The organism is Selenomonadales bacterium (assembly GCA_018335585.1).
Lineage (GTDB): Bacteria > Bacillota > UBA994 > UBA994 > UBA994 > UBA994.
In genome coordinates this window covers 116,085-138,383 of sequence record JAGXRZ010000040.1, presented here as the reverse complement: position 1 = coordinate 138,383, position 22,299 = coordinate 116,085, and the positions used below count along the sequence as shown (strand labels likewise).

The following is a 22,299-nucleotide window of genomic DNA, read 5'->3' as shown; positions in this document are numbered from 1 at the left end:
CAATATGAGTGTTGCCGTGTCGGGCTTGACTGAGATGAGGTGAAGAGCTTGCGCTCTAGACAAGGTATCACGCCCCCCGTGGGGCGTCTCGTGTCGGATTCCCCGCTGGTGGGATTTCTGGCTGTGCTGCTGTCATCCTTCTTGTTTGGTTTTAACGGCTATTTCGGCAAGCTCGGCTTTGAGCTAGGGTACACGCCTCTTAGGCTCCTTACAGTTAGATTCACGGTAGCCGCGGCAGTGATGTGGGGTATAATGACGTGGTACGGGAAAAATAAGGGCAGCATAACCCGCCCAGAGCTAGGTAGCCTAGCGGTGCAAGGCGTAGCCTATGCCTTGACGGCGCTTGGCTTTTTTAAGGCGCTAGAAGTAATGCCCGCCGGATTAGTAGCAGTTTTGTTCTATATTCATCCGCTTATTACGATGAGCGTAGCCAGAATCATCTGGGGGGAACGAGCGAACAAGGCCATGCTCGGGGCAGTTGTCTTAGCCCTCTTAGGCACAGCACTGGTCACTTGGTCGGACGGTGGGCGAACGATTGCCCCGCTTGGTTTGCTTTGGATTGCGCTTTCGGCTTCTTCGTACGCCGCCTTCACTCTTATTGGCCAAAAGACGACCGGCAAACAAGACGCAATTGTAGTCACGACTTACTCGATTACTTTTTGCGCTCTGTTCCTGAGCTTACTTAACCCACCGGTGTATATGCTCTCCGGGGAGCTTACCGCGGCTATGTGGTTAGTGGGCCTAGGGATTGGCATTATATGTACTGCATTGGCAATACTGCTTTATGTAGTGGGGATTAAGTCTATTGGAGCGTCGCGCACGGCCATTCTTAGCGCCGCTGAGCCGCTCTCCGCTGTACTGCTGGCTGCCGTGCTGCTAAATGAGCGGCTCTTTGCCTGGCAATATGTCGGTATGGCTTTGATTGTCGCTGCGGTGGCAACATGCAAAAAGGGAGGCTAACACTATGTGTGGTATTGCGGGCTTTCTTGACACGCGTCTCAGCCTAGAAGAGAAAAAAGGCGTACTCGCCCAGATGATGTCGGCCATCGCTCACCGCGGGCCAGACGACAGCGGCTCGTTTGTGGACGAGGATGTCGCGCTTGGTTTCCGCCGCCTCAGCATTATTGACGTGGCGGCCGGGCATCAGCCGCTCTGCAACGAGGACGGCACGCTGTGGCTTACATTTAACGGCGAGATTTATAACTACGAACAGCTGCGCGCCGAGCTTATTTTGCGTGGCCACCGCTTCGCTACGCATACAGACAGCGAAGTAATCCTCCACCTGTTTGAGGAACAAGGCATAGAGTGCCTTAGTGCCCTGCGCGGCATGTTTGCCTTTGTTGTTTGGGACACTGCCAACAAGACCCTCTACGGGGCGCGCGACCGCTTTGGCATTAAGCCACTCTACTACACCATGCAAGGCGATGCTTTCATCTATGCTTCCGAGGCCAAGGCCGTTCTCGAACATCCTGCCGTTATGCGCGCGGTCGACGAGGACAGCTTACAGCACTACTTCACCTTCCAGTTTGTACCTGACCCAAGAACTCTGTTTAAGGGGCTGCTGCGTCTCCCCCCTGCCCACTACTTCTCGCTCCGCGACGATAAGCTCACGCTTAAGAGGTATTGGCAACTGGAATTCCGTCCGGTGAGCAAGCCCGCGTCATACTTTATAGAGGGCACCGAGCACTTATTGACCGAAGCCGTAAGAATGCACATGATGAGCGAAGTCCCGCGCGGCGCGTTTCTCTCGAGTGGCGTAGACTCAAGCGTGATTGCCGCGTTGCTGCGCAGAATGGACAACCTCTCCACGTACTCCGTGGGATACGCCGAAGAAAAATACGACGAACTGCCGGAAGCGCGCTACACCGCGCAAGCTTTAGCCACCGACCACCACGAAGTCCACGTTTCTGCCGAGGATATGTGGCAGGCACTGCCGGATATTATCTGGCATATGGACGAGCCGGTAGCTGACCCTGCCGCCTGCGCACTCTACTTTGTCGCACGCCGTGCGAGCCAAGACATTACAGTCGTTCTGTCAGGCGAAGGCGCAGACGAGGTGTTTGGCGGTTATGGCATCTACAAGGAGCCGGGCGAGGTACGCAAATTCGCGCGCTTCCCCTCCCCGGTGCGGGCTCTGCTTTCCTCGCTTGGGCGCGCATTGCCGGAGGGCGTAAAGGGAAAAGACTACCTGCGCCGCGCCAATACCCCACTAGCCGAGCGTTACTTCGGCAACGCCCTTATTTTCACCGAAGCACAGAAGGACAGGCTGCTCGCAATGCGGTCCAATCGACGCCTGCTACCTACTGACATTACCCGCCCCTACTTCGAGCAAGTAAAAGACCTAGACGACATCGCGCAAATGCAGTATCTAGACTTTAACACTTGGCTCTCCGGCGATATTCTGGTTAAGGCTGACCGCATGACGATGGCGCATTCCTTGGAACTGCGCGTCCCCTTTCTTGACCATCGCCTCGTGGAGTTTGCGGCTACCATCCCCCCGGAGCTAAAAGTTACAGGCAACATAACGAAGTACATCTTACGCCAAGCAGCGCTTAACTGGTTGCCCCCGGAAGTGGCCAGCCGCCCGAAGCGCGGCTTCCCTGTGCCTACCCGCGAGTGGATTAAGCGCGAGTGGCAGGCACGCCTTGCAGATACGCTGCAGAGCCCGAGCATCAGTCAATACGTCAACACGAAATACGCACAGGAAATGCTAGCTGAGCATATCGCGGGAAAAAACGACCACAGCCGCAGGCTGTGGACGATTCTGGTTTTTCAGGTGTGGCATAAGTTGTATATTGAGTAGGAGGACGAGGGGTTGCTGGCTCCTCTCCCCTACCGCTTCTTCGCCAAGAACGCCGCCGCTAAAGCCGTCATCGGAATGGCTGACACCAAGCCTATGCTTCCGGCAAGTGCCCGCAGCACTTCACTGGCGATAGAGTCCATGTTAATGAGGCGGATAAACTCAACCTCGTAGGCCTGCACCAAGAGCAGCAAAGCCAACGAGCCGCCTGTATAGGCGAGAATAAGGGTGTTGGCCATGGTACCCATTACGTCGCGCCCGACGTTCATGCCTACCCAAAAGAGCTCTTTTCTTCTAAGGCCCTGACTAGCGCGCTGCACCTCGGACACGGCTGAGGAAATGCTCATGCCCGTGTCCATAATTGCGCCAAGCGCCCCGATAATAATCCCCGCCATGAGCAAGCCGCGGAAGTCAAAGGCCACGCCTTGAGGAATAAACGCAAGCATCTGCGCCTCCTCACCCGCTAGGCCCGTAGTGTGGATTGCTCCGCCTACGACTATGGCCAGCACCCCGGCAACTATTAGGCCACCCACTGTGCCGACAATGGCCGCTAGAGCCTTACGGTTAGCTCCCCCTACTAATGTAGTGGTAAAGGCCGTGGCGATAGCGGCTACGATTACGGCCAGCGTAATCGGGTTATAACCGCGCAGCAACAGCGGGATAAGCACATAGATAATCAGCACCCCGATGAGGGCAAGCGAGATAAGGCTAAACAGCCCCTTCTTGCCGCCTAAGACAATGAGTAGGGCGCTAAAGGCAATAGCTAAGGCCAACAAGTGGCGGTCGCGCTCGTGGTCGGCGATAGCTACCTCTATAACTTCACCCTCAACCTGCTCTACCGCGATAAGCACACGTTGCCCGGGCGAAATGACAATATCGAAGGCGGGCGTCCCGGTGAGCACATGTCTGATGTCCACCGTGCGACCGCGGAGGCTGCCGCTTAAGACCTCTAGCTGTACGTCAAACTCGCGCAGTTCAAACCCTGTTTCAGTCTGCCCTTCCTCTGCCGGCAGTTCCACTAGCGTCAGCACACGCGCTCGCGCGAACTCAATCGCTACGTCTGCTGGTGGTTCCTCGGTTTGGGCTGCCACGGGCGATGCCAAACACACCAGGAACAACAGCACAAGAGCTATTGTTCGCCTCACTTCCACTGCTCCCCTCACGTTAAATTTGGCTGCGAAAAGACTCACCAAGTGAGCGCTTGCGCAAAGTCGGCACGAATCTCTTCTTGGTCCTCTAATCCCGCTGATACGCGGATAAGGCCGTCATCTATGCCTAGCCTAACTCGCTCCATAACGGTCATGCCGCGGTGACTGGTTTTGGCCGGATGCGAAACGGTAGTCGAGGTGCCGCCAAGGCTTGGCACAAAGTCTACGCGCCGTAAACGCTTAATGACTTGCCCGGCGCCGTAGCATCCGCCTTCTACAACAAAGCTCAGCATGCCGCCGTAACAGCTCATCTGCGCCTTGGCCAAAGCGTGCTGCGGATGCCCAGGCAACCCGGGGTAGTACACCTTCATGACCTTAGGCTGTGCGGCCAGAAACTCGGCCAAAGCCGCGGCGTTTTGGCAGTGCTGCTGTAGCCTAAGCTTTAATGTTTGCAGGCTCCTTTGCACTAACCAAGCGTCAAAGGGGCTGGTGATGGCACCAAAATCTGTATGGAGCGGCCGCATGCGCTCGATTAATTCCTTAGAGCCCATTACGGCACCGGCGGTGACATCGGAGTGCCCGTTAATGTACTTAGTTAGGCTCTCCATGACGAGGTCTGCTCCCCATTCGCTTGGCCGACACAGCACCGGGCTGGCAAAAGTGTTGTCTACCATCAAAGTGATGCCAAAACCACGCTTAAGGGCGGCTAGGCGCGACAAGTCTGCCACTTTCATGAGAGGATTCGAGATTGTCTCCACAAAGATAAGCTTAGTATTTGGCCGAATTGCTTCCTCTACTCGGGCTATGTTTTGCGCGTCCACAAAGGTTATATCGATACCCCATCTGCTAAAGTCGCGTTGAAACAGCGCTTGCGTGCCTCCATACAGGTCTTGCGCCGCGATAATGTGGTCGCCCTGCCCGCACAGAGACAGCACGGCGACAGCAAGCGCAGCCATACCCGAGGACGCGACTAAGGCGGCTTCCGTACCCTCTAAGTGGGCTAAGGCCGTCTCTAGTGCCCTAACTGTTGGGTTACCGTAACGGGAATAGACGAATGCTCCTTCTTCGCCGCCAAAGGCTTGGTCCACCTGCTCTAGCGAGTCAAAGGCAAAGACTGATGTCTGATAGACAGGTGGAACCGCCGGACGGGTACGGAGCGGCAGCATGCTTCTTTTCATGAAATCACCCCCGAAGGTAAGTGTTCGGGGGTGATGCTCTTAATCCTTCTCGGATCATGGGTTTGGTTAAACTGACATGAGTTTGAGCATGGCGGGATTCTTTCGCCCTTCATCAGACACGTTGCCGTCTAGAGCTTGTTGGCAGTCAAAGGTGAAGGCCCCCCTCGCGTCTTCCCACTTGCCGTGCACGCGCTTCTTGATGAGCCCGAGCACCGCCGCCCATTCGCCGATTGAGGCCGCACAGACCTGGGCGCTGCTCTTATTGGTGATTAGCTTAAACCCGGTCTCATGCTGCCCTACGGGAATAATGACGAACAGCCCATCCTGCAGCCCCATGCGCACGTAATGCGCACCCATATGTGAGAGTCTCCGCGTCAGCGCGACATTACAGCGCACGCCTTTAGGCTTGTCGGTGAAGGTAATCTTGAGTGCCTTATCCCCTGCTGCGTTCCCTCTCCCCTTAGGCGCCTTTTCAAACCAGACGATGTTCACAAACCATACCTCCTATATTGGTATCACCATCCATAGTATGATTTGCCAACACCTTTGTTATGCATAGTTCTTAATTCTTAATGATGGCCTCCGCTATCTGCACGGCATTTGACGCAGCGCCCTTTCGCAGTTGATTGCCTACTGCCCAAAGGTTGAGCGCATAGTCGCGACTTATGTCTTCGCGGATTCTCCCTACAAAGACTTCGTCACGGTCAGGAAAGTCAATGGGCATAGGGTAGAGCTGTTCGCCAGTATCATCAAGCACAACCACACCCGGGCTCCTTGCTAAAAGCTCGCGCGCGCGGCTCGCCGTGAGCTTTTGCTTTGTCTCGACGTTAATGGACTCGGAGTGGCACCACATCACGGGCACGCGCACGCACGTGGCCGAAACCATCAGCTTGTGGTCATGAAAGATTTTCTGCGTTTCGTAGGTCATCTTCCACTCTTCTTGGCTGTATCCGTCAGCCCGAAAGACATCTACCTGGGGGATTACGTTAAACGCTAATTGGTAGTGCTTCTTACCGAGCGCTGTGGGCAGCACTTCCGCCGTCAGCGGGCGGCCCTCGATGTAGGCTGCTACCTGAGCTTTGAGCTCCTCCACGGCGGCTATCCCGGCTCCCGAGGCCGCCTGATAGGTCGACACTACCACCCGGTTAATGCCCACCGCGTCATATATGGGCTTAAGAGCCACGGCCATAATAATGGTAGAGCAGTTGGGATTGGCGATAATCCCGCGGTGCTGCCTTAAGTCCGCGGCGTTAATCTCCGGGACTACTAGCGGCACTTCTTCTACCATCCGGTAAGCAGAGCTATTATCGATGACTATGGCGCCGTGCGCCACGGCTGCCGGTGCTAACTCCTTAGCTACTTCGCCGGAAGCCGCGAAAAAGGCGATATCGATGCCGGCGAAGGCCGCAGGAGTGGCCTCGGCTACAGCGAGCTGCCGGCCCCCAAACTCCATCGTCTTTCCCACAGAACCAGCCGACGCCAACAAACGCACTTCGCTCTGGGGAAAACGGCGCTCATCTAGTACTTTGAGCAAGGTCTGACCGACGACGCCCGTCGCGCCAACGATGGCTAGCTTGATACCCACTCTGGTAGTTCCCTCCTTAATTATTGTGCCAAAATCGCGGCCAGGCGGTAAGACGCATGGCTAAAAGTTGAATCTGCGGCAAGCGCTTGACTGATGGGTAAGGCCACAATTTCGCCTCGCTTTACCCCAACCATTACGCCGCCCTTCCCTTCCGCCAATAGATCTACTGCTTTGGCACCCATGGTGCTGGCCAATACTCTGTCGCGTGCGGTGGGACTCCCGCCGCGCTGTACATGGCCTAGCACTGTCACGCGCGTGTCAAAACCTGTGCACTGCCGCACAAAGTCGCCTAGCTTAAAGCCCTCCCCCGCCCCTTCGCACACGACGATAATGCTGTGGACTTTGCCGCGTTGGTGGCCGCGCTTTAAACGTGCGCAGATTTCGCTTAAGTCGAGCGGTTCTTCCGGCACAAGTATAGACTCCGCTCCCCCCGCTAAGCCGGCCTCAAGTGCGAGGTGGCCGGCATTTCGCCCCATTACTTCGATGACGAAGGCGCGCTCATGCGACGTAGCGGTATCGCGAATCCGGTCGATGGCCTGCAAGGCGGTATTAACTGCCGTGTCAAACCCAATGCTTTCGTCGGTGCCGGGAATGTCGTTGTCTATAGTGCCGGGAACTCCTACTGTGAGTATTCCCTGTTGGTACAACTTCTCTGCGCCGCGCAGCGACCCGTCTCCGCCGATGACGACAAGTCCTTGTATCTCGCGCGCCTTTAGCACCTCGAGCGCACGCAGAAAGCCGGCCTCGGTCTTAAACTCTTCCGACCGCGCCGTGCGGAGCATGGTGCCCCCACGGTGGATAATATCGCCCACTGAACCGGCCCCAAGCTGCACAAAGTCGTCGGCAAGCAGCCCGGCATAGCCCCGCCTGATACCAAAAACCGTAAGGCCTACGTGCAATCCTTTACGCACCACCGCACGGATGGCCGCGTTCATGCCGGGGGCGTCTCCCCCGCTGGTCAGTACGCCAATCTTTTGCATTGCACTGCTCCCTTTTCTGCTTCTATTGGCTCTGCCTGCGGTTGTGAGCAAGCCTTGAGGCTGCTGCCGCGGCGAGCGCAGCTACCAAGTCATCCATAAAAGTATGTACTCGCTCTTTGTGGCTGTTAAGGGTTCGCAGGATGCCGAGTTTTGTCTTGTCGAGATACCCAAAATTTGTGAGGCCAATCGTGCCGTAAATGTTGGTTATTCCTAAAGCGAGAATTTCATCTATACCGTAGAGTGACGCGTCTCTCGTCACAATGGAGCAGAGTGGCTCGGGGAGCGCATGCTGCTCTGCCAGTACGTCGAGGGCGACGCCGGTCAAAATAGCGTGCTGCACTTCGCGCTTTTCTAGCACCGCTAGAACCGAGGCCAGGCAATCGTCAAGGGTAAGACCGGGCTGATAAGGTTTTTGCAGCTCTAACACTAGGTTCGCAATTTCGTTTAGGGGGACGCCTCGTTCGGACAACAGCTCTACAACTACGTCTTTCATAGGGTTCTCCTCTCTACCTTCTTCTCTAACATATTCATATGTCGCGCCGGGCAGTCAGTACATTCCCCGCACCCAACACCTGCTCTAGGTCGTGGCATAGCTCTAGAGAGCCATCGACAAACAGCTTGTCTGATACCCGCACGGTAGCGCCCTCGCCTAGGAGTTCAAGATAGACAGGGACAGTGCCTTGGTGACGCCTTAGAATGTTGCGCACGGCTAGAAGCTGCTCGCGTTCGGTGCCTGCCACACGCAGCGAGAGCATTGGCGGCACCTTGGCTTGGGTTTTGTCTGGGGAGAGAGGATGGAGAGAAGCTGCGCTTACGCTAACTCGCTCGTCACGCAGACTCGCCTGGCCTTTTACTCCCAACACGGCGTTTGGGCTTAGCACGTCGATGTACTTTTCGTAGGCTTGGGGAAACACGACAATCTCGCTGGCACCCTCGAAATCCTCGAGTTGCACAAAGGCCATACGCTGACCCTTTTTAGTAAGCACCACGCGCACATCGGTGACCATTCCCGCAAGCGAGACCTCGGCCTTATCCTCGAGTTCGCCGATATGGCTAGAAGGCAGTGCGCCAAACCTCTTCATGGCACTGCGAAAGGCGTCTAACGGATGCCCGGAGACGTAAAAGCCAAGCAGCTCTTTCTCCTTTGCCAAAAGCTCGCCTAGGGAAAACTCGCTCAAGGAAGCAGGGCGTACCTCAACGCGGTGCCCGTCTTGGCCGTCTAGCAACGCAAACATGGAAATCTGCCCGGATTGCTTTGCCCGCCGCTCATCGGCGGCCTTTTCCACGCACTCGTCCATAATGCTCAGCAACTCGCGCCTGTTGTAGCCGAGCGAATCCATGGCGCCTGCGTTAATTAAGGATTCGAGCACACGCCGGTTCACGGTGCCCTCGTCAAGCCTGCTTATGAAGTCATAAAGAGACGTAAAGCGCTTTGTGCGGCGCTCCGTCACGATGCGTTCAATAACTTTTTCGCCCACGTTTTTAATGGCTAAGAGGCCAAAGCGGACGGCTCCGTTCTCTACGGTAAAGTTAATGTCACTGGCGTTAATGTCGGGCGGCGCGACCGTGATGCCGAGGCGCTTGCATTCTTCAAGGTATAGCTTGAGTTTATCCGAGCTTCCCGCGACGGAAGTCAGGAGTGCCGCCATAAACTCGGCGGGATAATGGCATTTTAGGTAGGCACTGCGGTAGGCAAGCACTGCGTAGCCGGCGCCGTGCGACTTATTAAAGGCGTAGTTAGCGAACTCCGCCATCTCGTCAAATACTTTGTTAGCTACAGCGAGCGGCACGCCTAGAGCTAACGCGCCGGGCACGACGCGGTTGCCCTCGCGGTCAACCAACCCGTGCAGGAAGTACTGCCTTTCCTCGGCCATAGCTTCGGGCTTTTTCTTGGCCATCGCCCGCCGCACTATGTCGGCGCGCCCTAGGGAGTAGCCTGCTAGCGCCTGCACACTCTGCTGCACCTGCTCTTGGTAGACGAGGCAGCCATAGGTCACTTTCAGGATAGGCTCTAGTCGAGGGTCGGCATACTGAATGCCGTCAGGGTTTTCGCGGTTCGCAAGATAGCGCGGTATTTGGTCCATAGGGCCGGGGCGAAACAGCGATATCCCTGCCACTATATCTTCAAAGCAGGTCGGGCGCAGCTTCGCGAAAAAATTGCGCATGCCGCCGCCTTCAAGCTGAAAGACGCCCAAAGAGTCGCCCTTAGCCAACATGGCATAGGTTGCAGCGTCTTCAAACCCAAGGGAATCAAAGTCGATGGTGAGCCCCCGGCTTACCTTTATGTTATCGACACAGTCCTTTATGACAGTAAGCGTGCGCAGCCCAAGAAAGTCTATTTTTAGGAGACCAAGCTCTTGAACGGTGTTCATATCGAACTGGGTGATTACAGCCTGGCCGGACTTGGCCAGGGGGATTAGGTTCACGAGAGGCTCCGGCGTAATAACCACGCCAGCCGCGTGTACCGAGGTGTGGCGAGGCATGCCCTCGAGCGCCTCGGCCAGGTCTAAGAGTTCTTTCACTCGCTCGTCAGTCTGATAGAGCCTCTCTAGGTCAGGCGATTTAGTGAGGGCGTCGCGCAGGGTAATGCTTAGTTCCTCCGGCACTAGCTTGGCGATGCGGTCGGCTTCCGAGAGAGGTATGGCCAACGCGCGGGCGACGTCGCGCACGGCGGCGCGCGCCCCCAGCGTTCCGAAAGTGACGATTTGGCAGACGTTGGCGTGGCCGTACTTTTCTGTCACATACTGTATTACTTCGTCGCGCCGTTCGTAGCAGAAGTCGATGTCTATATCCGGCATCGACACGCGCTCAAGATGGAGAAAGCGCTCAAACAGCAGGTTAAACGGCAAGGGGTCAAGGTCGGTAATGCCAAGTACGTAGGCCACAAGCGAGCCTACAGCCGAACCACGACCCGGTCCCACCGGAATGCCGCGTTCGCGCGCAAAGCTCGTGAAGTCTTGCGTAATTAACATGTAACCGGCAAAGCCGGCTTCGGCAAACACTCTAAGCTCGTATTCCAGTCGCTCGCGTACCTCGTCGCTGGGATTTGGGTAGCGCCAAGTAAGTCGCTCGCGGCAGAGATGTTCAAGGTAGCTTTGTTCAGTATGTCCGGCGGGGATTTCAAAGCGGGGCAAATAGCGCTTGTCGAAATCAAACTCCAGGTGACAGCGCTCGGCAATGCGCACGGTGTTGGCGATGGCCTCATGTAAAACGTGCGGCTCGAGATACGGCAGCCGCGCCACCAGTTCCTCTGCGCTAGTGGCATGAAACTGCGGCACAAAGCGCATGCGGTTAGGGTCTGTCACGGCTTTTCCGGTCTGTACGCAGAGCAGCACGTCGTGTGCCTTGTGGTCTTCGGGGGTAACATAGTGTACGTCGTTAGTTAGAACGAGCGGTAGCTTTAGCTCTGCCGCTAACTGCACCAAGGCTGTATTTACCGCGCGCTGCTCGGGCAAAAAGTGCTCTTGCAGCTCTAAGTAGAAGCGGCCGGGGAAAAGCCCGGCAAAGCACGTCGCCACCTCGCGCGCTCCGTGATAGTCACGGCGCAGGAGGCGGTGCGACACTTCGCCGCTTAGGCAGGCGCTCAAGGCGATAAGTCCCTCGTTGTGCTGTTCGAGCAGCTTCCAGTCAATGCGCGGCCGGTAATAGAACCCTTCGGTATAGGCGGCGCTTACTAAGCGTAGCAGGTTTTTGTACCCACAGTCGTTCATGGCTAACAGCACGAGGTGGTAAGAATCGGAGTCAAGGTTAGGCTCGCGGTCAAAACGAGTGCGAGTCGCCATATATACCTCGCACCCGATAATCGGCTTAATCCCTTCGCGCCGCGCCGCCTTATAGAAATCGACGACGCCGTGCATATTGCCGTGGTCTGTAATGGCGAGCGCTTTATGTCCAAGGGATTTTACGTGCTTAATTACATCGTCAATCTTGGCAAAACCATCCAGCAAACTGTACTCTGAGTGAACGTGAAGATGGACAAAATCCATAGGAAACCTCCAGACTCGCACTCGATGACCTGTAAGTGTTCTACGCAGGCAGCTGCTTTCCCTGCCTTTTGAGAGGTGAGAGGTGAGAAGTGGGAGGTGGGAAGTCAGAAATCGTGAATCGTGAATCATGAACTGTGACCGAGGAAGACGCTGTCAGCTGTAAGCTGTAAGCCGTAAGCGGTGAGCGGTGGAAAGGACAAAGGTGAAAGGCGACCCCGTCTCTAGCGCGACAGCGCTCTACTGAGCACGAAGCACGGAGCACGAAGCACGCTCCCTCAGCCAAATGCTTCTTCCTGCCAACATTTACGTTTGACGTCCTGCCGCCGCATCGGTATACTACAGGTCAAGCCGAATCTGGGATTAGTGCCTAGTCAGCCTGTTTGCATGGCGAGCGGCACTATCTCGTACGGGGGACTACAATTGGGGTGAATCCGGTCGTCCGACTGGTAGGGTCTGCCTTTCTTCCCGAACCCGTCAACTAACCTCGGAGGCTTACTCTACTTGAGAAAGGATGTCTTCCATGTACAAGCGTCTGTTGTCACTCGCGTTGCTGCTCATGTCTGTTGCCGTGTTTGTTGCTCTCCCTACTTTTGCCGCTGCTCACCACACGGCTAGCACACAAGCTACCGTACACCGCATTGCCTGGGGAGATACTCTGACCTCTATCGCGCGCCGTTACCAGACAAGTGTAGCGATTTTAAAGTCGCTAAACAACTTGCGCAGCGATAGGATTATTGCAGGTCGGTCACTCAGACTGCCGGGACAGGCGGCCGCTCTGCCCCGTCAGGCTGCCGCGTCGCGCGGCATTGTGCTTTCCGCGAGCGAGCGGTCGGCGCTTGCCAAATTAATCTACGCCGAAGCTCAGGGCGAGTCCTTCAAGGGCCAAGTCGCTGTGGCTGCAGTCGTATTTAATCGCATACGCGACCCGCGCTTCCCTAACACTCTGCGCGGCGTCATGTATCAGCCCTTCCAATTCGAGCCGATTCTAAACGGCTGGGCATATAAGCCCGCAGGCCCAAGCGCCTACCGTGCCTTAGACGCAGCACTTGCCGGCCAAGACCCCACGAACGGGGCAGTATTCTTCTACAACCCCGTTAAGGCACCACACGCTTGGATGGCCACCCGACCTGTAGTTGCCCGCATCGGCAACCACGTGTTTATGCGATAAGAGGCAGACCAAACCGGCTGTTGCGCTAAGCAACAGCCGGTTTCGCTTATCTTCGCCCGGCTCTTTACACCCCGCGCCGTGTACGCTACGATGTACATACAACGAAACGGAGGTCATGCAGGTGATTAACACAACCATCACTAATTTGCGCAAGAACCTCTTCAGCCTGCTTGAACAGACCATACGCTTTAACGAGCCCATAACGGTCAGTACGAAGGACGGGAATGCCATAATTCTCAGCGAAGAAGACTACCGAGGCCTGATGGAAACCTTGTACCTCTGCTCTATCCCTAACATGCGCGAGCGTATTATGGCTGGCTTAAAGACACCCTTGACCGAGTGTGTGGCTGAAGATGAGGTCAACTGGTAATGTACGCTGTCGTCTATCACAAGCAGGCGATAAAGGACATTCAGAAACTAAAGGCCAGCAAGCTAGACGGCAAGGCCATGGCGCTAATTGAGGTTCTGCGCCAGAACCCCTATCAGTCTCCCCCGCCATTCGAGAAGCTCGTAGGCGATTTGCAGGGAGCCTACTCACGCCGGATTAACGTAAAGCACAGGTTAGTTTATCAAGTCATTGAGGACCTCCGTACAGTGAAGATTATCAGTATGTGGACGCACTACGAAGCGTAGCGCTCGGCTCTGCTGCGTACTGCGCGAAAATATGGCAACATCTTGCCGGTAGAAAGCGGGAGGACCGAGGAAGCATTCTTCCACGTGTGTTCTACTCGGCCCCGCGGATCGGTGCCATTTCCAGGAGTCTTCCGTCATCAACGTAGTGCACGATTTGCGACTGCTCATGATCGCTTAGACGGTGTGAAACGATGATAACAATCGACACGTGTTGGCTTGCCTGCCGTACTATGCGCTCAGCCATAGCCGGGTCCACTCCCGAAAGCGCCTCATCTAATATCAAAATTGCTGGCTTTGTGAGTAGTGCCCGTGCAATCAGCAGGCGCTGACTCTCTCCTTGACTGAAGTTCGCTTCACGCGCTGTAGTTGACAAGCTAATGTCGCGTTCAACCAACAAAGTCTTCAGTTCAGTAAGGTCCAACACCCACTCTATGCTTGCGGCTGGCATCTCGACTCCGAGTGTTAAGTTCAATAGGATGGGCAGCTCCTCGAACAACACCATGTGAGAATCAACTAGGTGCACATGACGGCGGATTTCGCTAGGGGCGACGCTCCCAGTCTCAGTCTCGTACACAACTATACCTGCTGTGGGAGACAAGTAACCCGCCAAACACTCGCAGATTGTGCTTTTCCCAGCACCTGTGCGCCCCGCAATACTAGTGATCGGTGCCAGCCCCATGCGGTAAGTAAGATTCAGCCCCCCTTGCTGAAACACTGCGCGCTCAAAGCTTACAGCACAGACGTTAGGCGAGTAAGCCATGCTCCCGACTCTTGTTTCCTGCAACCCGCTGTAGTAGGCTATTTTTGTTGCTGCAACCCGTGTATCGTGCCATGATAGGGCCAAGTTAGTTAGATTACTCACCGGTGATAGCAAACTTCCCGCATGAGTGGTAAAAGCCATGAGCATGCCAACCGTAACTCGGCCTTGCACAACGAGCACAGTGCCGAGAATGAAGGCTGTCGCGCTCATCATGAACGAGATGCCGGACAGCGTAAGACCTGACCAAGCGTTGTTAATGATGCTTTTGTACTCGGCATCATTGCAGTCTTGTAGGCGATGCTCCAGTTGCGCTTCAATTACGCGCTGTGCCCTGTGTACATAGATTGTTCGCTGGTGCATAGTTGCCGCTGCCATGCTGTCAGCTAGGGACCCGTGCCTATTCCTGACATCTAACGATAGCCTGTAACGGACATCGGAAAACCTTTTATAGACGATAAAATAGAGGGGAATAAAGGCAATTATCAGCCCATACAATGCCATATTCATGTGTGCTAAGACCAAAGAAACGCCAATAAAGCTTGTTACTGAAACCGAGATGCTATTCAAGTCACCCGTAACAAAACTTACCAGCCTATTGACATCACGCGATGACGTCGTGAGAAAGTCCCCTGGGTCGGGGACTTTTGTCCTAGGCGACGAAAGATAGCGGCTTGCGATGTGCATGCGAACTTCTTTGGCGATGGTTAGTGCTATCTTCCCAAGATATCTAGCCAGAAACACGCCTAACGCTAGACGCATCACTGAGGCCGCCAGCAAAAAGGCTACCGCTCCTGCTAAGACTTGAGGGCGAGCAGATTCATGTTTGGCTAACTCATCAATCAGTCGTGTCATGTATAAAGGGTTAATTGAGCTTACCACGACTTGCAAGAGATAACATGACATCACCAGTGCAATATTGCATCTGTACTTGCGGACAATATCCCAAACTGCCATAAAACCCCTCCAGACCAATGGGCAAGCGTGAAAGCCCGGTCAATTATGAAAGCCATAGGTACAGCAAGCCTGCCATTAGACGCCCGCCGATGTTCATGACCCCCACCCACCAGTGAAGGAAAGTAATGAGGAGCAAGTCCCTGTGCCGAGCGTAGATGAGGCCCAAAATTAGCCCCAAGAGGGTTGTGGTTGCGACATTGTACAATGTGGCAACCCTGAGTAGTTCAACCTCTGTCCTAAAATACGGCAAGATATGCAGAGCGCCAAAGATGACGCCTGTCCCTAAGACTATAGCAGCCTCCTTCAAACGGAAGATCTTCTGAAACACTTCAAACAGGGTAACCCTGAAGAGCAGCTCCTCGCCAACACTGACCAGTGCATATACGAGCATGGCATAAACAACTTGGTTAGCTAACGTTGCCCCTAGACCACCCTCGTCTTCGCGCGTGCTGATCCAGCCAACATCGTGCTGGCTGACGATCGTGAACAGGGCGTGTGTTTCGACGACGTACGTTGCCAAAAACAGCAGACCAATCAAGGCAAAATTGGGGAAATTCGCCCGCCGCTTGGCTGACGTGTAGTATGCAAACATTCCGATGGGGAGAGCCATATGCCACATGACCATGAGCACCCGATAGTAGGGATCGGGAGACAGCTGGTAAATCGTCGACGCTACGCCATAACTAATACTACGGTGGACCAACAACACACCTAGCGCGACGCTATGCCCCCTCAAAAACTCCCTAAAAGGGCTCCACTTTATAGGCACTTCACATCCAGAGACCCCGATGTACATGAGAGAAACAAGCAGCATCGGCACAAAAGACACCTAGCACATCCCCTTCCGTTCCTTCGGGACTGAACCCCAAATGAGACTAGCTCGTTCTCGCACGCGACCAGCGTAAAACTCTTCATGGCTCCGCATAATCACACAAACAAAACCAGAATCACCGAACAAGGACTCTGGCTCCAAATGCTGCAAGGAGTTATCAGGACGCCAATGTCTCGCCAAAGAAATGCCCCAAATGCGGCAATTTTCACGGGAATCTCCCACTTAAATGCGCCGTGTATCAACAGAGATACTACAATCCACACTATTGGCATTGCGTAACATTATCCTCTCCGCCACAAGGGGGGCTAGTTCATGATGGCGAGGCTGTACTCGTTTAACATGAATTACTAAGTCGGCACAATTCTACCTACCCTCCTCTAATAAAGTCAATAGCTCTAACAAAATTGTTGCACTATCGCTGAGTTCAAAATTGGCTACGTTTATCGTGGCGCATTTTCGGGTGTGATGTTAGGCAAGCGACAATACACCTCTCTTTGCGCTATAATAATTGCATAGAGCTAGAAGGGATGACGGCAGTGGCTGTATTGGGCATAGTGGTGGCCTTTATTGCTATCGTGATGCTGGTGCAACGCAAAGTGCAAGTAGGGCTGGCGCTACTTATTGGAGCGTTAATAGTAGGACTTAGTTCCGGCAAAGGACTAGGGACGCTTTTTAGCATTGGGATAGAGTCGCTTGTCGACCCGAACTCCGTGCAGCTTATCCTGACTCTAGGCATGATTAGCCTCTTAGGCCACGTCATGCAAGAGGGCGGAGTCTTGGCTAAAATGGTTGCCCTCCTCCAGGTGACCTTGCGCAGCACCAAACTGACTATTATGCTAGTGCCCTCTCTGATTGGCACGCTAATAGTCGCCGGCGGGGCGATTATGTCTGCTCCGACGGTAGAAAAGCTAGGCGGGGAGCTCGAACTATCGCGCGAGCGCATGGCCGCAATTAATCTCTTGTTTCGCCACGCGTGGTTTTTTGTCTACCCGTTAATCCCTGCGTTTATCCTCATAACTAATATGACTGGGTTGCCCTTGTCGCGCCTCCTCGCGTGGCAGTTACCTTTGACTGTCACATTACTGGCGGCAGGGTATTTCACTTATCTGCGGGGCGTGCCCGATATAATTCCCAGTTCGCCTCGCCCAACCCGACGGGATTTTTGGCACCTGCTCTGGTACACCAGCCCGATTTGGATAAGTCTTCTCCTCACCGTGGCCGGCGGCCTGTCATTTCCTGTCGCACTCCTTGTCGGAGTCATCCTGGCGCTCTTCTTGGGAGATTCAGGCCTAGAGCACTACCCGCGCATGCTCTACCGCGGGCTTAATGCTTCGATGATTGGCGCAGGCGTAGGCATTGTGATTTTCCAAGGCGTGATGAGCCGCGTTGAGACGCTGCCGCTCCTGATTAATCGCCTGCTAGAGACGGGGCTCCCCGTGTCTGTGCTCTACGTCGTCTTGCCGTTCTTTGCTGGCATGATCTCAGCTTCGAATACTTCTGCCCTGGGCTTAACCCTGCCACTCTTGGTTCCTGCCATGCAGGCTACGGACACCGTGCTTTTGGGTACCGTTGTGGCCTACACTTCGTCTTTTCTCGGTTACTTTGGCTCCCCGCTCCACCTGTGTCAAGTGGCGACCACTACGCACTTTAAATGCCAGGTGCTACCGCTCTACCGCGAATATCGCTGGCCGGCAGCGGCAGTGATAGCCACGCTGGTGGTGCTCGGAGTAGTGATGTAGCCAAACCTCGCCTTACTTTAGGTGCTCTTTGGTTAAGCCACGCTCGCGCAAGCGTTTGCTCATCACCCCGCCTAAGTAGCCTGCTTCGGCTGCGCTGAGTCCCGCCCACCCCACCTCCCGCACCTTAGGTAGCAGACCTATTTCTTCGGCAATTTCTAGTTTCAAACGAGCTAATGCCGTGACGACTGCTTCCTTCTTAGTTTGCTTGGGCTTCACCCATCCCACCCCCTGTCATACGTAGTATGGACGAAGCGCCCATGCATAATCCGGCAACAGGCTGGAGAAACTGGGATGAACTATGGGAGGGAAACACGGCATGCGAAAAGAAATCAACATCGTCGGCATCCTCGTCGACCAACGTGCCGAACATGCGCCGGAAGTCCAGCGAGTAATAAGCGACTTTGGGCGGTGTGTTCTAGGACGCTTTGGCATCCCCTCGCCCGATGATAAGCACGGGCTCATTACTCTCGTCATGGAGTGCGACGAAGAAACAAGCCGCCAGTTAATTGGGCGGCTTGAGAGCATTCCGGCAGTATCGCTTAACCATATGCAGGTGACGCGGGAGTAGGTGCGTGTGGCATGTCGCTGGTCGCTTGTCGCTTGTGGGGAGGGTGGCAAGGTGGAAAGGTTAAAGGTAAAAGGGGAGCAACCGGTCACCACTGCGACACCGCTCTACTAAGCACGAAGCACGGAGCACGGAGCACGCTCTCTCTACCACAGCCCCTACCACTAACAGCTCCCAGCTCACCGCTCACCGCTCACCGCTACCTCCGGACTCCCGGAGGTAGCCTTTTGCTTGTCTGCCAGGCCACGATGCCAAGCAAAGCATAGGCGATGAGCGCAGTTAGGGCTATGCGCAGAGCGGCGGCGGCAAAAAAGGCTTCCGGGAACATGTTGATGAGGTTCTCGGTGGCCGGGTCTAGTAGCCATAGGTCGTTGTCGAACGATATAAGGTGAAACCAGGTGAAATAGCGCGGAAAATCTAAGATGGCTAGGCCCGTTAACCCTAAGAGCCCAATAATTACGGCGGCAGACGCTTTGGCGTAAGCCCGCAGTAGGCGTACTAGGTGTCTGCCCTTGTACGCTACGTAGACGACACACAGCGCTGCGATTAGACTCAGATTGCGCACCTGCCAACTCAAGGCATAGAGGTTTCGCACATCAACTAAGTGCAGCAGTTCACGCTCGCCGTAGAGCGGCCCGCTACGCCCGCGCACGGTAGCCTCCACATTTGGCGTGTCCCTGTGCCCGGCCAGGTAGTCGAGTAAAGCCCGGGTATACCCCATCAGTGTAGGCATATCTACCTGCAAACTCTCAGGCACTGCCAACCACTCGTACTTGCTCTCATAGAAATCTAGGTCGAAGGTTACCCAATGTAGGGCCAGTGTTACGCACAACAGCAATGTACAGACCGCGAGAAGAACGCCGAGGGCGGGTGTTAAGACGCGCAATGAAACTCCCCCCATAATCGTCTCTATCTAGAGTTCGCCGCAGTGAATCGTCTTCCTCCCTACACATTGACAAGCTAGTGCTCCACAAGCGTATAATGGGACAGGCACTATAGACACATAAAGTAAAGGTCGGTGGCGCATGACAGGTGTCATACAAGGACTTATCCTTGGGTTTATTATAGTTTTGCCCGGCATGAGCGGCGGCACAGTATTCTTAATGATGGGCCTCTACGAGAACCTAGTTGCCGACTTAGTGCGCTTGCGCCTAAAGCGTTACCTGCCTCTCTTGGGTGGCATGTTGCTCGGCATCTTCATAAGCGGCGTAATTTTTGCCAGGATTTTTGCCTTGTATCGCGACATTACGGTTACCGTCCTACTAGGCTCACTGCTAGCTTCAGTTCGCTCCGTCCTGGCGGCCTCCCCCACACTTTCCTGGAAACGCGCGCTGTTCCTTGGCGTAGGCCTAGTAGTTGGACTACTGCTCGGTGTAGAGCCGCTCGACATCAGGCAGGCGACCGGTGCTATCAATCCCTTAACGCTAATTGTCGGTGGTGCGCTCGGGACTGCGGCCATGGTGTTGCCGGGAGTCCCCGGCAGTTCTGTGTTAATCATTATGGGCATTTACGATTCGTTGATTTACGCACTAAGCGTGCTGGCTGTCGTCCCACTCCTTTGGTTCCTGCTAGGTAGCGTGGCCGGATTATTCTTGCCAGCCCACGTGCTAGATAGGCTCTACGCGCGCTATCATGACTTAGTATCTTACTTTTTTGCCGGACTTATCGTCGGGTCGTCGCGTGCCCTACTGCCTAACACTTATGACTTCATACTCGTGCCGTTCTTCCTGCTCGGCTTCGCCTTGGTATGGTGGTGGAGCGGCAGGCAAGGGCAGCCCCGAGCCGAAGGAGAGACAACATGATCAGCAACTACCTTTTTGTCGCGCTTCTAGCTGTTATGTGGCTCTTGGCCTTTGTCTATCCGTTTAGGAAGAAGCCGAGGCGCAACGTCCTGCGCCTGCTCACCTTGCTTCGCTACGCGTTCGTGTGGTGGGTGCTTGGTATGTCGTACAGATTTCTGGGCTTCCTCGTCCCGGACTTTATCCTGCCAAACTCCTTGGACTGGCTCTTGTCCTTTACTGTCGCTTTGCCTTGCCGATTGGGAGAGAGCATAGAACATGTGCGCACGGCATCCCTCGGTGGGCAGTTTGATTTGGCGTTAGCGATGGTCTTCGGGCTAGTCTGGAGCCTTTTTGGTAGCTCACTCATCCTTGCCTCTAAAGCCGCACTTAAGCGGAGGCTCGCGCGGCAGCGCGCAAGCCAAGCGACGGATCCCGCTATTTAATCAGTGGGGAGTGGTAGACAATGTGGATTAACGCAGGTCTCGTGCAAATCGACGTAGTCAAGGGAAACAAAAACGCCAATATGCAGCGCATTAGGGCGCTCATATCAAGCGTCTTCAACCGGCAGATTATCCTCCTGCCCGAGCTATGGAACACCGGTTACGATTTGGCGCGCAAGCACGAACTCGCCGAAGACCTCTCGGGTGACAGCGTGGCCTTCATGATCGACATTGCGAGGGAGAAATCGGCATTTGTGGGGGGCTCCATCTTGCGGCGGAGCGAGTCGCAGGTGCTAAACACGTTTGTACTCGTAAACGCTAGGGGAATCGTAGCTACCTACGACAAGGTGCACTTGTTTAAGCGCATGGAGGAGGACCTCTACCTTGCACCGGGCCAAAGGTTTACGACCGTTGACCTAGGGTTTGCCAAAGCCGGGCTGGCCGTCTGCTATGACTTGCGCTTCCCCGAGATGTTTCGGGAATACATCGACCGCGACGTCAACATGATTCTCTTGGTGGCACAGTGGCCAACTGCGCGTTATGAGCACTGGTGTACACTGACGCGCGCCCGCGCGATAGAGAATCAATGTTTCCTTTTAGCGTGCAACCGTGTGGGCGGGGAAACACACCTTGAGTTCAATGGTGGGTCTATGGCCATTGACCCTTGGGGAGTAATCTTGGCCGAAGGTAGTCGGGAAGAAGGCGTGGTGACGGCGGAGATGAACCTTAACCACATCAATGTTGCCCGCACGCGCTTTCCTGTTCTGCCTGACCGCCGGAAGGATCTGTACTAGAATAGCGCGCTGCCGCCCCGAGCAGACGCTCTGTAATCGCGGCGCGGAGCTCCGGAGGGCTTATTACTTCGGCGCAATCTCCATAGGTGAGCACCCAGCGCATAATCTCGTCTAATCCATCGACATCCGCGGAGAAGAGGATAGTTCCATCGGGCAGAGAGGTAATTTTCTGCGTCCGATGCCAAGCAGTTTCCGCAACAAGCCGCGAGGCCGGGGGAAAGAACTTAACGACGACGTTTTGTCTCTCACCCCGCATCATGCTCCAAGCGCAGCCTAGGTACCGATCTAGGCTAAAGTTTTTGGGCCGCACGAAAGTGCGGTCTTCGCGCTCTAGTGCTCTAATACGGTCCACGCGGAAAGTGCGAACATCTTTACGCCAATGGCAGTAACCCGCCACATACCAGGCTCCACCTTGGTGAAACAAGTGATAGGGGTCTATCTGCCTGTTCTGTTCACTGTCACGGTGTAGCGCGTAATAGGTGATGACTATACCTGCCTTGTCGGCGATAGCTACGGTAAGTTGCTCCAGCACATCCGCAAGTCGCTCGTAGTCGGCTAGTTGCCCAACGTACACGGAAACATCAGGCATTGTGTCCCGCACTTCGCGCCACTGCTCGGCGCCTAGCGACTGCTTAACTTTATCCATGGCCGTCGCCAAGTGGTCGCCATAGGGCAGCAGGTTATGCTCCGCCACGATACACGCGGCCATAAGTAGCGCGCGATACTCCTCGCTTGTCAGGAGCTTGGACATATCAGGCGGGCTTAACCGGAATCCCCCGTGACTACCCGGGCAGGCCTCGACACCTACACCTTGGCGCTTAAGTGTCTCCATATAGCGGTATACCGTGCGACGGCTACTGCCAAAGTTCGTGGCCAGTTCCTGCGCCGTAATGCGACCCTGCTGCGAGAACACTTCCATGATGTGCGCTAGTCGTTCTCTCTTCTTGCTTCCCATC

Annotated in this window: 22 protein-coding genes; 10 read left to right on the top strand and 12 right to left on the bottom strand. The window is 55.0% G+C overall.

The window, feature by feature from the left end; translation table 11 throughout:
• The first annotated feature begins 48 nt into the window (after positions 1-48).
• Together KGZ66_07175 and asnB are read left to right on the top strand one after the other, a co-directional pair.
• On the top strand, positions 49-960 hold the full coding sequence (locus KGZ66_07175) for a DMT family transporter (GenBank protein MBS3985370.1): 912 nt from the start codon (positions 49-51) through the stop codon (positions 958-960).
• Between the two features lie 4 nt (positions 961-964).
• Entirely contained in the window at positions 965-2,803 is a 1,839-nt protein-coding gene (gene asnB, locus KGZ66_07170) for an asparagine synthase (glutamine-hydrolyzing) (protein MBS3985369.1), read from the top strand.
• Positions 2,804-2,832: 29 nt separating this feature from the next.
• On the opposite strand, the gene KGZ66_07165 is transcribed toward asnB, so the two are convergent.
• The 7 genes from KGZ66_07165 to KGZ66_07135 form a co-directional block, all read right to left on the bottom strand.
• Complete coding sequence (locus KGZ66_07165; GenBank protein MBS3985368.1) at positions 2,833-3,945, bottom strand: YibE/F family protein; 1,113 nt, start codon at positions 3,943-3,945, stop codon at positions 2,833-2,835.
• Positions 3,946-3,986: 41 nt separating this feature from the next.
• On the bottom strand, positions 3,987-5,126 hold the full coding sequence (locus KGZ66_07160; GenBank protein ID MBS3985367.1) for an aminotransferase class I/II-fold pyridoxal phosphate-dependent enzyme: 1,140 nt from the start codon (positions 5,124-5,126) through the stop codon (positions 3,987-3,989).
• A 66-nt stretch (positions 5,127-5,192) separates the two neighbouring features.
• Positions 5,193-5,618 carry a hypothetical protein gene (locus KGZ66_07155; protein ID MBS3985366.1) on the bottom strand — a complete coding sequence of 142 codons (426 nt, stop codon included), beginning with the start codon at positions 5,616-5,618 and terminating at the stop codon, positions 5,193-5,195.
• A 70-nt stretch (positions 5,619-5,688) separates the two neighbouring features.
• Entirely contained in the window at positions 5,689-6,711 is a 1,023-nt protein-coding gene (locus KGZ66_07150; GenBank protein ID MBS3985365.1) for an aspartate-semialdehyde dehydrogenase, read from the bottom strand.
• 20 nt (positions 6,712-6,731) lie between these two features.
• Positions 6,732-7,691 carry a 6-phosphofructokinase gene (gene pfkA, locus KGZ66_07145; GenBank protein ID MBS3985364.1) on the bottom strand — a complete coding sequence of 320 codons (960 nt, stop codon included), beginning with the start codon at positions 7,689-7,691 and terminating at the stop codon, positions 6,732-6,734.
• 22 nt (positions 7,692-7,713) lie between these two features.
• Positions 7,714-8,184, bottom strand: coding sequence for a phosphatidylglycerophosphatase A (locus KGZ66_07140; GenBank protein ID MBS3985363.1), 471 nt, complete (start codon positions 8,182-8,184; stop codon positions 7,714-7,716).
• Between the two features lie 34 nt (positions 8,185-8,218).
• Positions 8,219-11,677 (bottom strand): DNA polymerase III subunit alpha, encoded by a 3,459-nt coding sequence (locus tag KGZ66_07135; GenBank protein ID MBS3985362.1) that lies wholly within the window; start codon positions 11,675-11,677, stop codon positions 8,219-8,221.
• Between the two features lie 520 nt (positions 11,678-12,197).
• Here KGZ66_07135 and KGZ66_07130 point away from each other — a divergent pair.
• From KGZ66_07130 to KGZ66_07120, 3 genes are all read left to right on the top strand, one after another.
• The gene (locus KGZ66_07130) at positions 12,198-12,845 is read left to right on the top strand and encodes a cell wall hydrolase (protein ID MBS3985361.1); all 648 of its coding nucleotides are present in this window, start codon (positions 12,198-12,200) and stop codon (positions 12,843-12,845) included.
• A 115-nt stretch (positions 12,846-12,960) separates the two neighbouring features.
• A complete protein-coding gene (locus KGZ66_07125) occupies positions 12,961-13,215 on the top strand; it encodes a type II toxin-antitoxin system Phd/YefM family antitoxin (GenBank protein MBS3985360.1) in 255 nt (84 codons plus the stop codon).
• Positions 13,215-13,478, top strand: a complete 264-nt coding sequence (locus tag KGZ66_07120) for a Txe/YoeB family addiction module toxin (GenBank protein ID MBS3985359.1) — start codon at positions 13,215-13,217, stop codon at positions 13,476-13,478. Before KGZ66_07125 ends, KGZ66_07120 begins: the two co-directional genes overlap by 1 nt.
• A 91-nt stretch (positions 13,479-13,569) precedes the next feature.
• Here KGZ66_07120 and KGZ66_07115 read toward each other — a convergent pair whose 3' ends face one another.
• Together KGZ66_07115 and KGZ66_07110 are read right to left on the bottom strand one after the other, a co-directional pair.
• Positions 13,570-15,192: an ABC transporter ATP-binding protein gene (locus KGZ66_07115; GenBank protein MBS3985358.1), complete on the bottom strand. Its 1,623-nt coding sequence runs from the start codon at positions 15,190-15,192 to the stop codon at positions 13,570-13,572.
• Between the two features lie 43 nt (positions 15,193-15,235).
• Positions 15,236-16,021: a CPBP family intramembrane metalloprotease gene (locus KGZ66_07110; protein ID MBS3985357.1), complete on the bottom strand. Its 786-nt coding sequence runs from the start codon at positions 16,019-16,021 to the stop codon at positions 15,236-15,238.
• Positions 16,022-16,551: 530 nt separating this feature from the next.
• On the opposite strand from KGZ66_07110, the gene KGZ66_07105 reads away from it, so the two are divergent.
• Positions 16,552-17,763 carry a DUF401 family protein gene (locus tag KGZ66_07105; GenBank protein MBS3985356.1) on the top strand — a complete coding sequence of 404 codons (1,212 nt, stop codon included), beginning with the start codon at positions 16,552-16,554 and terminating at the stop codon, positions 17,761-17,763.
• Positions 17,764-17,775: 12 nt separating this feature from the next.
• Here KGZ66_07105 and KGZ66_07100 read toward each other — a convergent pair whose 3' ends face one another.
• Complete coding sequence (locus KGZ66_07100) at positions 17,776-17,979, bottom strand: small, acid-soluble spore protein, alpha/beta type (GenBank protein ID MBS3985355.1); 204 nt, start codon at positions 17,977-17,979, stop codon at positions 17,776-17,778.
• 100 nt (positions 17,980-18,079) lie between these two features.
• Between KGZ66_07100 and KGZ66_07095 the strand changes: the two genes are divergently transcribed.
• Complete coding sequence (locus tag KGZ66_07095) at positions 18,080-18,331, top strand: hypothetical protein (GenBank protein MBS3985354.1); 252 nt, start codon at positions 18,080-18,082, stop codon at positions 18,329-18,331.
• A gap of 196 nt (positions 18,332-18,527) precedes the next feature.
• On the opposite strand, the gene KGZ66_07090 is transcribed toward KGZ66_07095, so the two are convergent.
• A complete protein-coding gene (locus KGZ66_07090; GenBank protein MBS3985353.1) occupies positions 18,528-19,214 on the bottom strand; it encodes a TIGR01906 family membrane protein in 687 nt (228 codons plus the stop codon).
• Positions 19,215-19,353: 139 nt separating this feature from the next.
• Between KGZ66_07090 and KGZ66_07085 the strand changes: the two genes are divergently transcribed.
• The 3 genes from KGZ66_07085 to KGZ66_07075 are packed head-to-tail and all read left to right on the top strand — an operon-like array spanning position 19,354 to position 21,343.
• Positions 19,354-20,130: a DUF368 domain-containing protein gene (locus KGZ66_07085; GenBank protein ID MBS3985352.1), complete on the top strand. Its 777-nt coding sequence runs from the start codon at positions 19,354-19,356 to the stop codon at positions 20,128-20,130.
• Positions 20,127-20,552 (top strand): hypothetical protein, encoded by a 426-nt coding sequence (locus tag KGZ66_07080; GenBank protein MBS3985351.1) that lies wholly within the window; start codon positions 20,127-20,129, stop codon positions 20,550-20,552. The genes KGZ66_07085 and KGZ66_07080 overlap by 4 nt, the downstream gene beginning before the upstream one ends.
• Before the next feature lie 20 nt (positions 20,553-20,572).
• Positions 20,573-21,343 carry a carbon-nitrogen family hydrolase gene (locus tag KGZ66_07075; GenBank protein ID MBS3985350.1) on the top strand — a complete coding sequence of 257 codons (771 nt, stop codon included), beginning with the start codon at positions 20,573-20,575 and terminating at the stop codon, positions 21,341-21,343.
• On the opposite strand, the gene KGZ66_07070 is transcribed toward KGZ66_07075, so the two are convergent.
• Positions 21,285-22,298, bottom strand: coding sequence for a transcriptional regulator (locus tag KGZ66_07070; GenBank protein MBS3985349.1), 1,014 nt, complete (start codon positions 22,296-22,298; stop codon positions 21,285-21,287). The genes KGZ66_07075 and KGZ66_07070 overlap by 59 nt on opposite strands.
• Between the last annotated feature and the right edge of the window lies 1 nt (position 22,299).

Bases quoted from the DNA above. Each gene is read 5' to 3' on its own strand.
- asnB (MBS3985369.1), top strand. From the start codon at position 965: ATGTGTGGTATTGCGGGCTTTCTTGACACGCGTCTCAGCCTAGAAGAG.
- KGZ66_07160 (MBS3985367.1), bottom strand. From the start codon at position 5,126: ATGAAAAGAAGCATGCTGCCGCTCCGTACCCGTCCGGCGGTTCCACCT.
- pfkA (MBS3985364.1), bottom strand. From the start codon at position 7,691: ATGCAAAAGATTGGCGTACTGACCAGCGGGGGAGACGCCCCCGGCATG.
- KGZ66_07140 (MBS3985363.1), bottom strand. From the start codon at position 8,184: ATGAAAGACGTAGTTGTAGAGCTGTTGTCCGAACGAGGCGTCCCCCTA.
- KGZ66_07135 (MBS3985362.1), bottom strand. From the start codon at position 11,677: ATGGATTTTGTCCATCTTCACGTTCACTCAGAGTACAGTTTGCTGGAT.
- KGZ66_07130 (MBS3985361.1), top strand. From the start codon at position 12,198: ATGTACAAGCGTCTGTTGTCACTCGCGTTGCTGCTCATGTCTGTTGCC.
- KGZ66_07125 (MBS3985360.1), top strand. From the start codon at position 12,961: ATGCAGGTGATTAACACAACCATCACTAATTTGCGCAAGAACCTCTTC.
- KGZ66_07120 (MBS3985359.1), top strand. From the start codon at position 13,215: ATGTACGCTGTCGTCTATCACAAGCAGGCGATAAAGGACATTCAGAAA.
- KGZ66_07115 (MBS3985358.1), bottom strand. From the start codon at position 15,192: ATGGCAGTTTGGGATATTGTCCGCAAGTACAGATGCAATATTGCACTG.
- KGZ66_07105 (MBS3985356.1), top strand. From the start codon at position 16,552: ATGACGGCAGTGGCTGTATTGGGCATAGTGGTGGCCTTTATTGCTATC.
- KGZ66_07095 (MBS3985354.1), top strand. From the start codon at position 18,080: ATGCGAAAAGAAATCAACATCGTCGGCATCCTCGTCGACCAACGTGCC.
- KGZ66_07085 (MBS3985352.1), top strand. From the start codon at position 19,354: ATGACAGGTGTCATACAAGGACTTATCCTTGGGTTTATTATAGTTTTG.
- KGZ66_07080 (MBS3985351.1), top strand. From the start codon at position 20,127: ATGATCAGCAACTACCTTTTTGTCGCGCTTCTAGCTGTTATGTGGCTC.
- KGZ66_07075 (MBS3985350.1), top strand. From the start codon at position 20,573: ATGTGGATTAACGCAGGTCTCGTGCAAATCGACGTAGTCAAGGGAAAC.
- KGZ66_07070 (MBS3985349.1), bottom strand. From the start codon at position 22,298: ATGGGAAGCAAGAAGAGAGAACGACTAGCGCACATCATGGAAGTGTTC.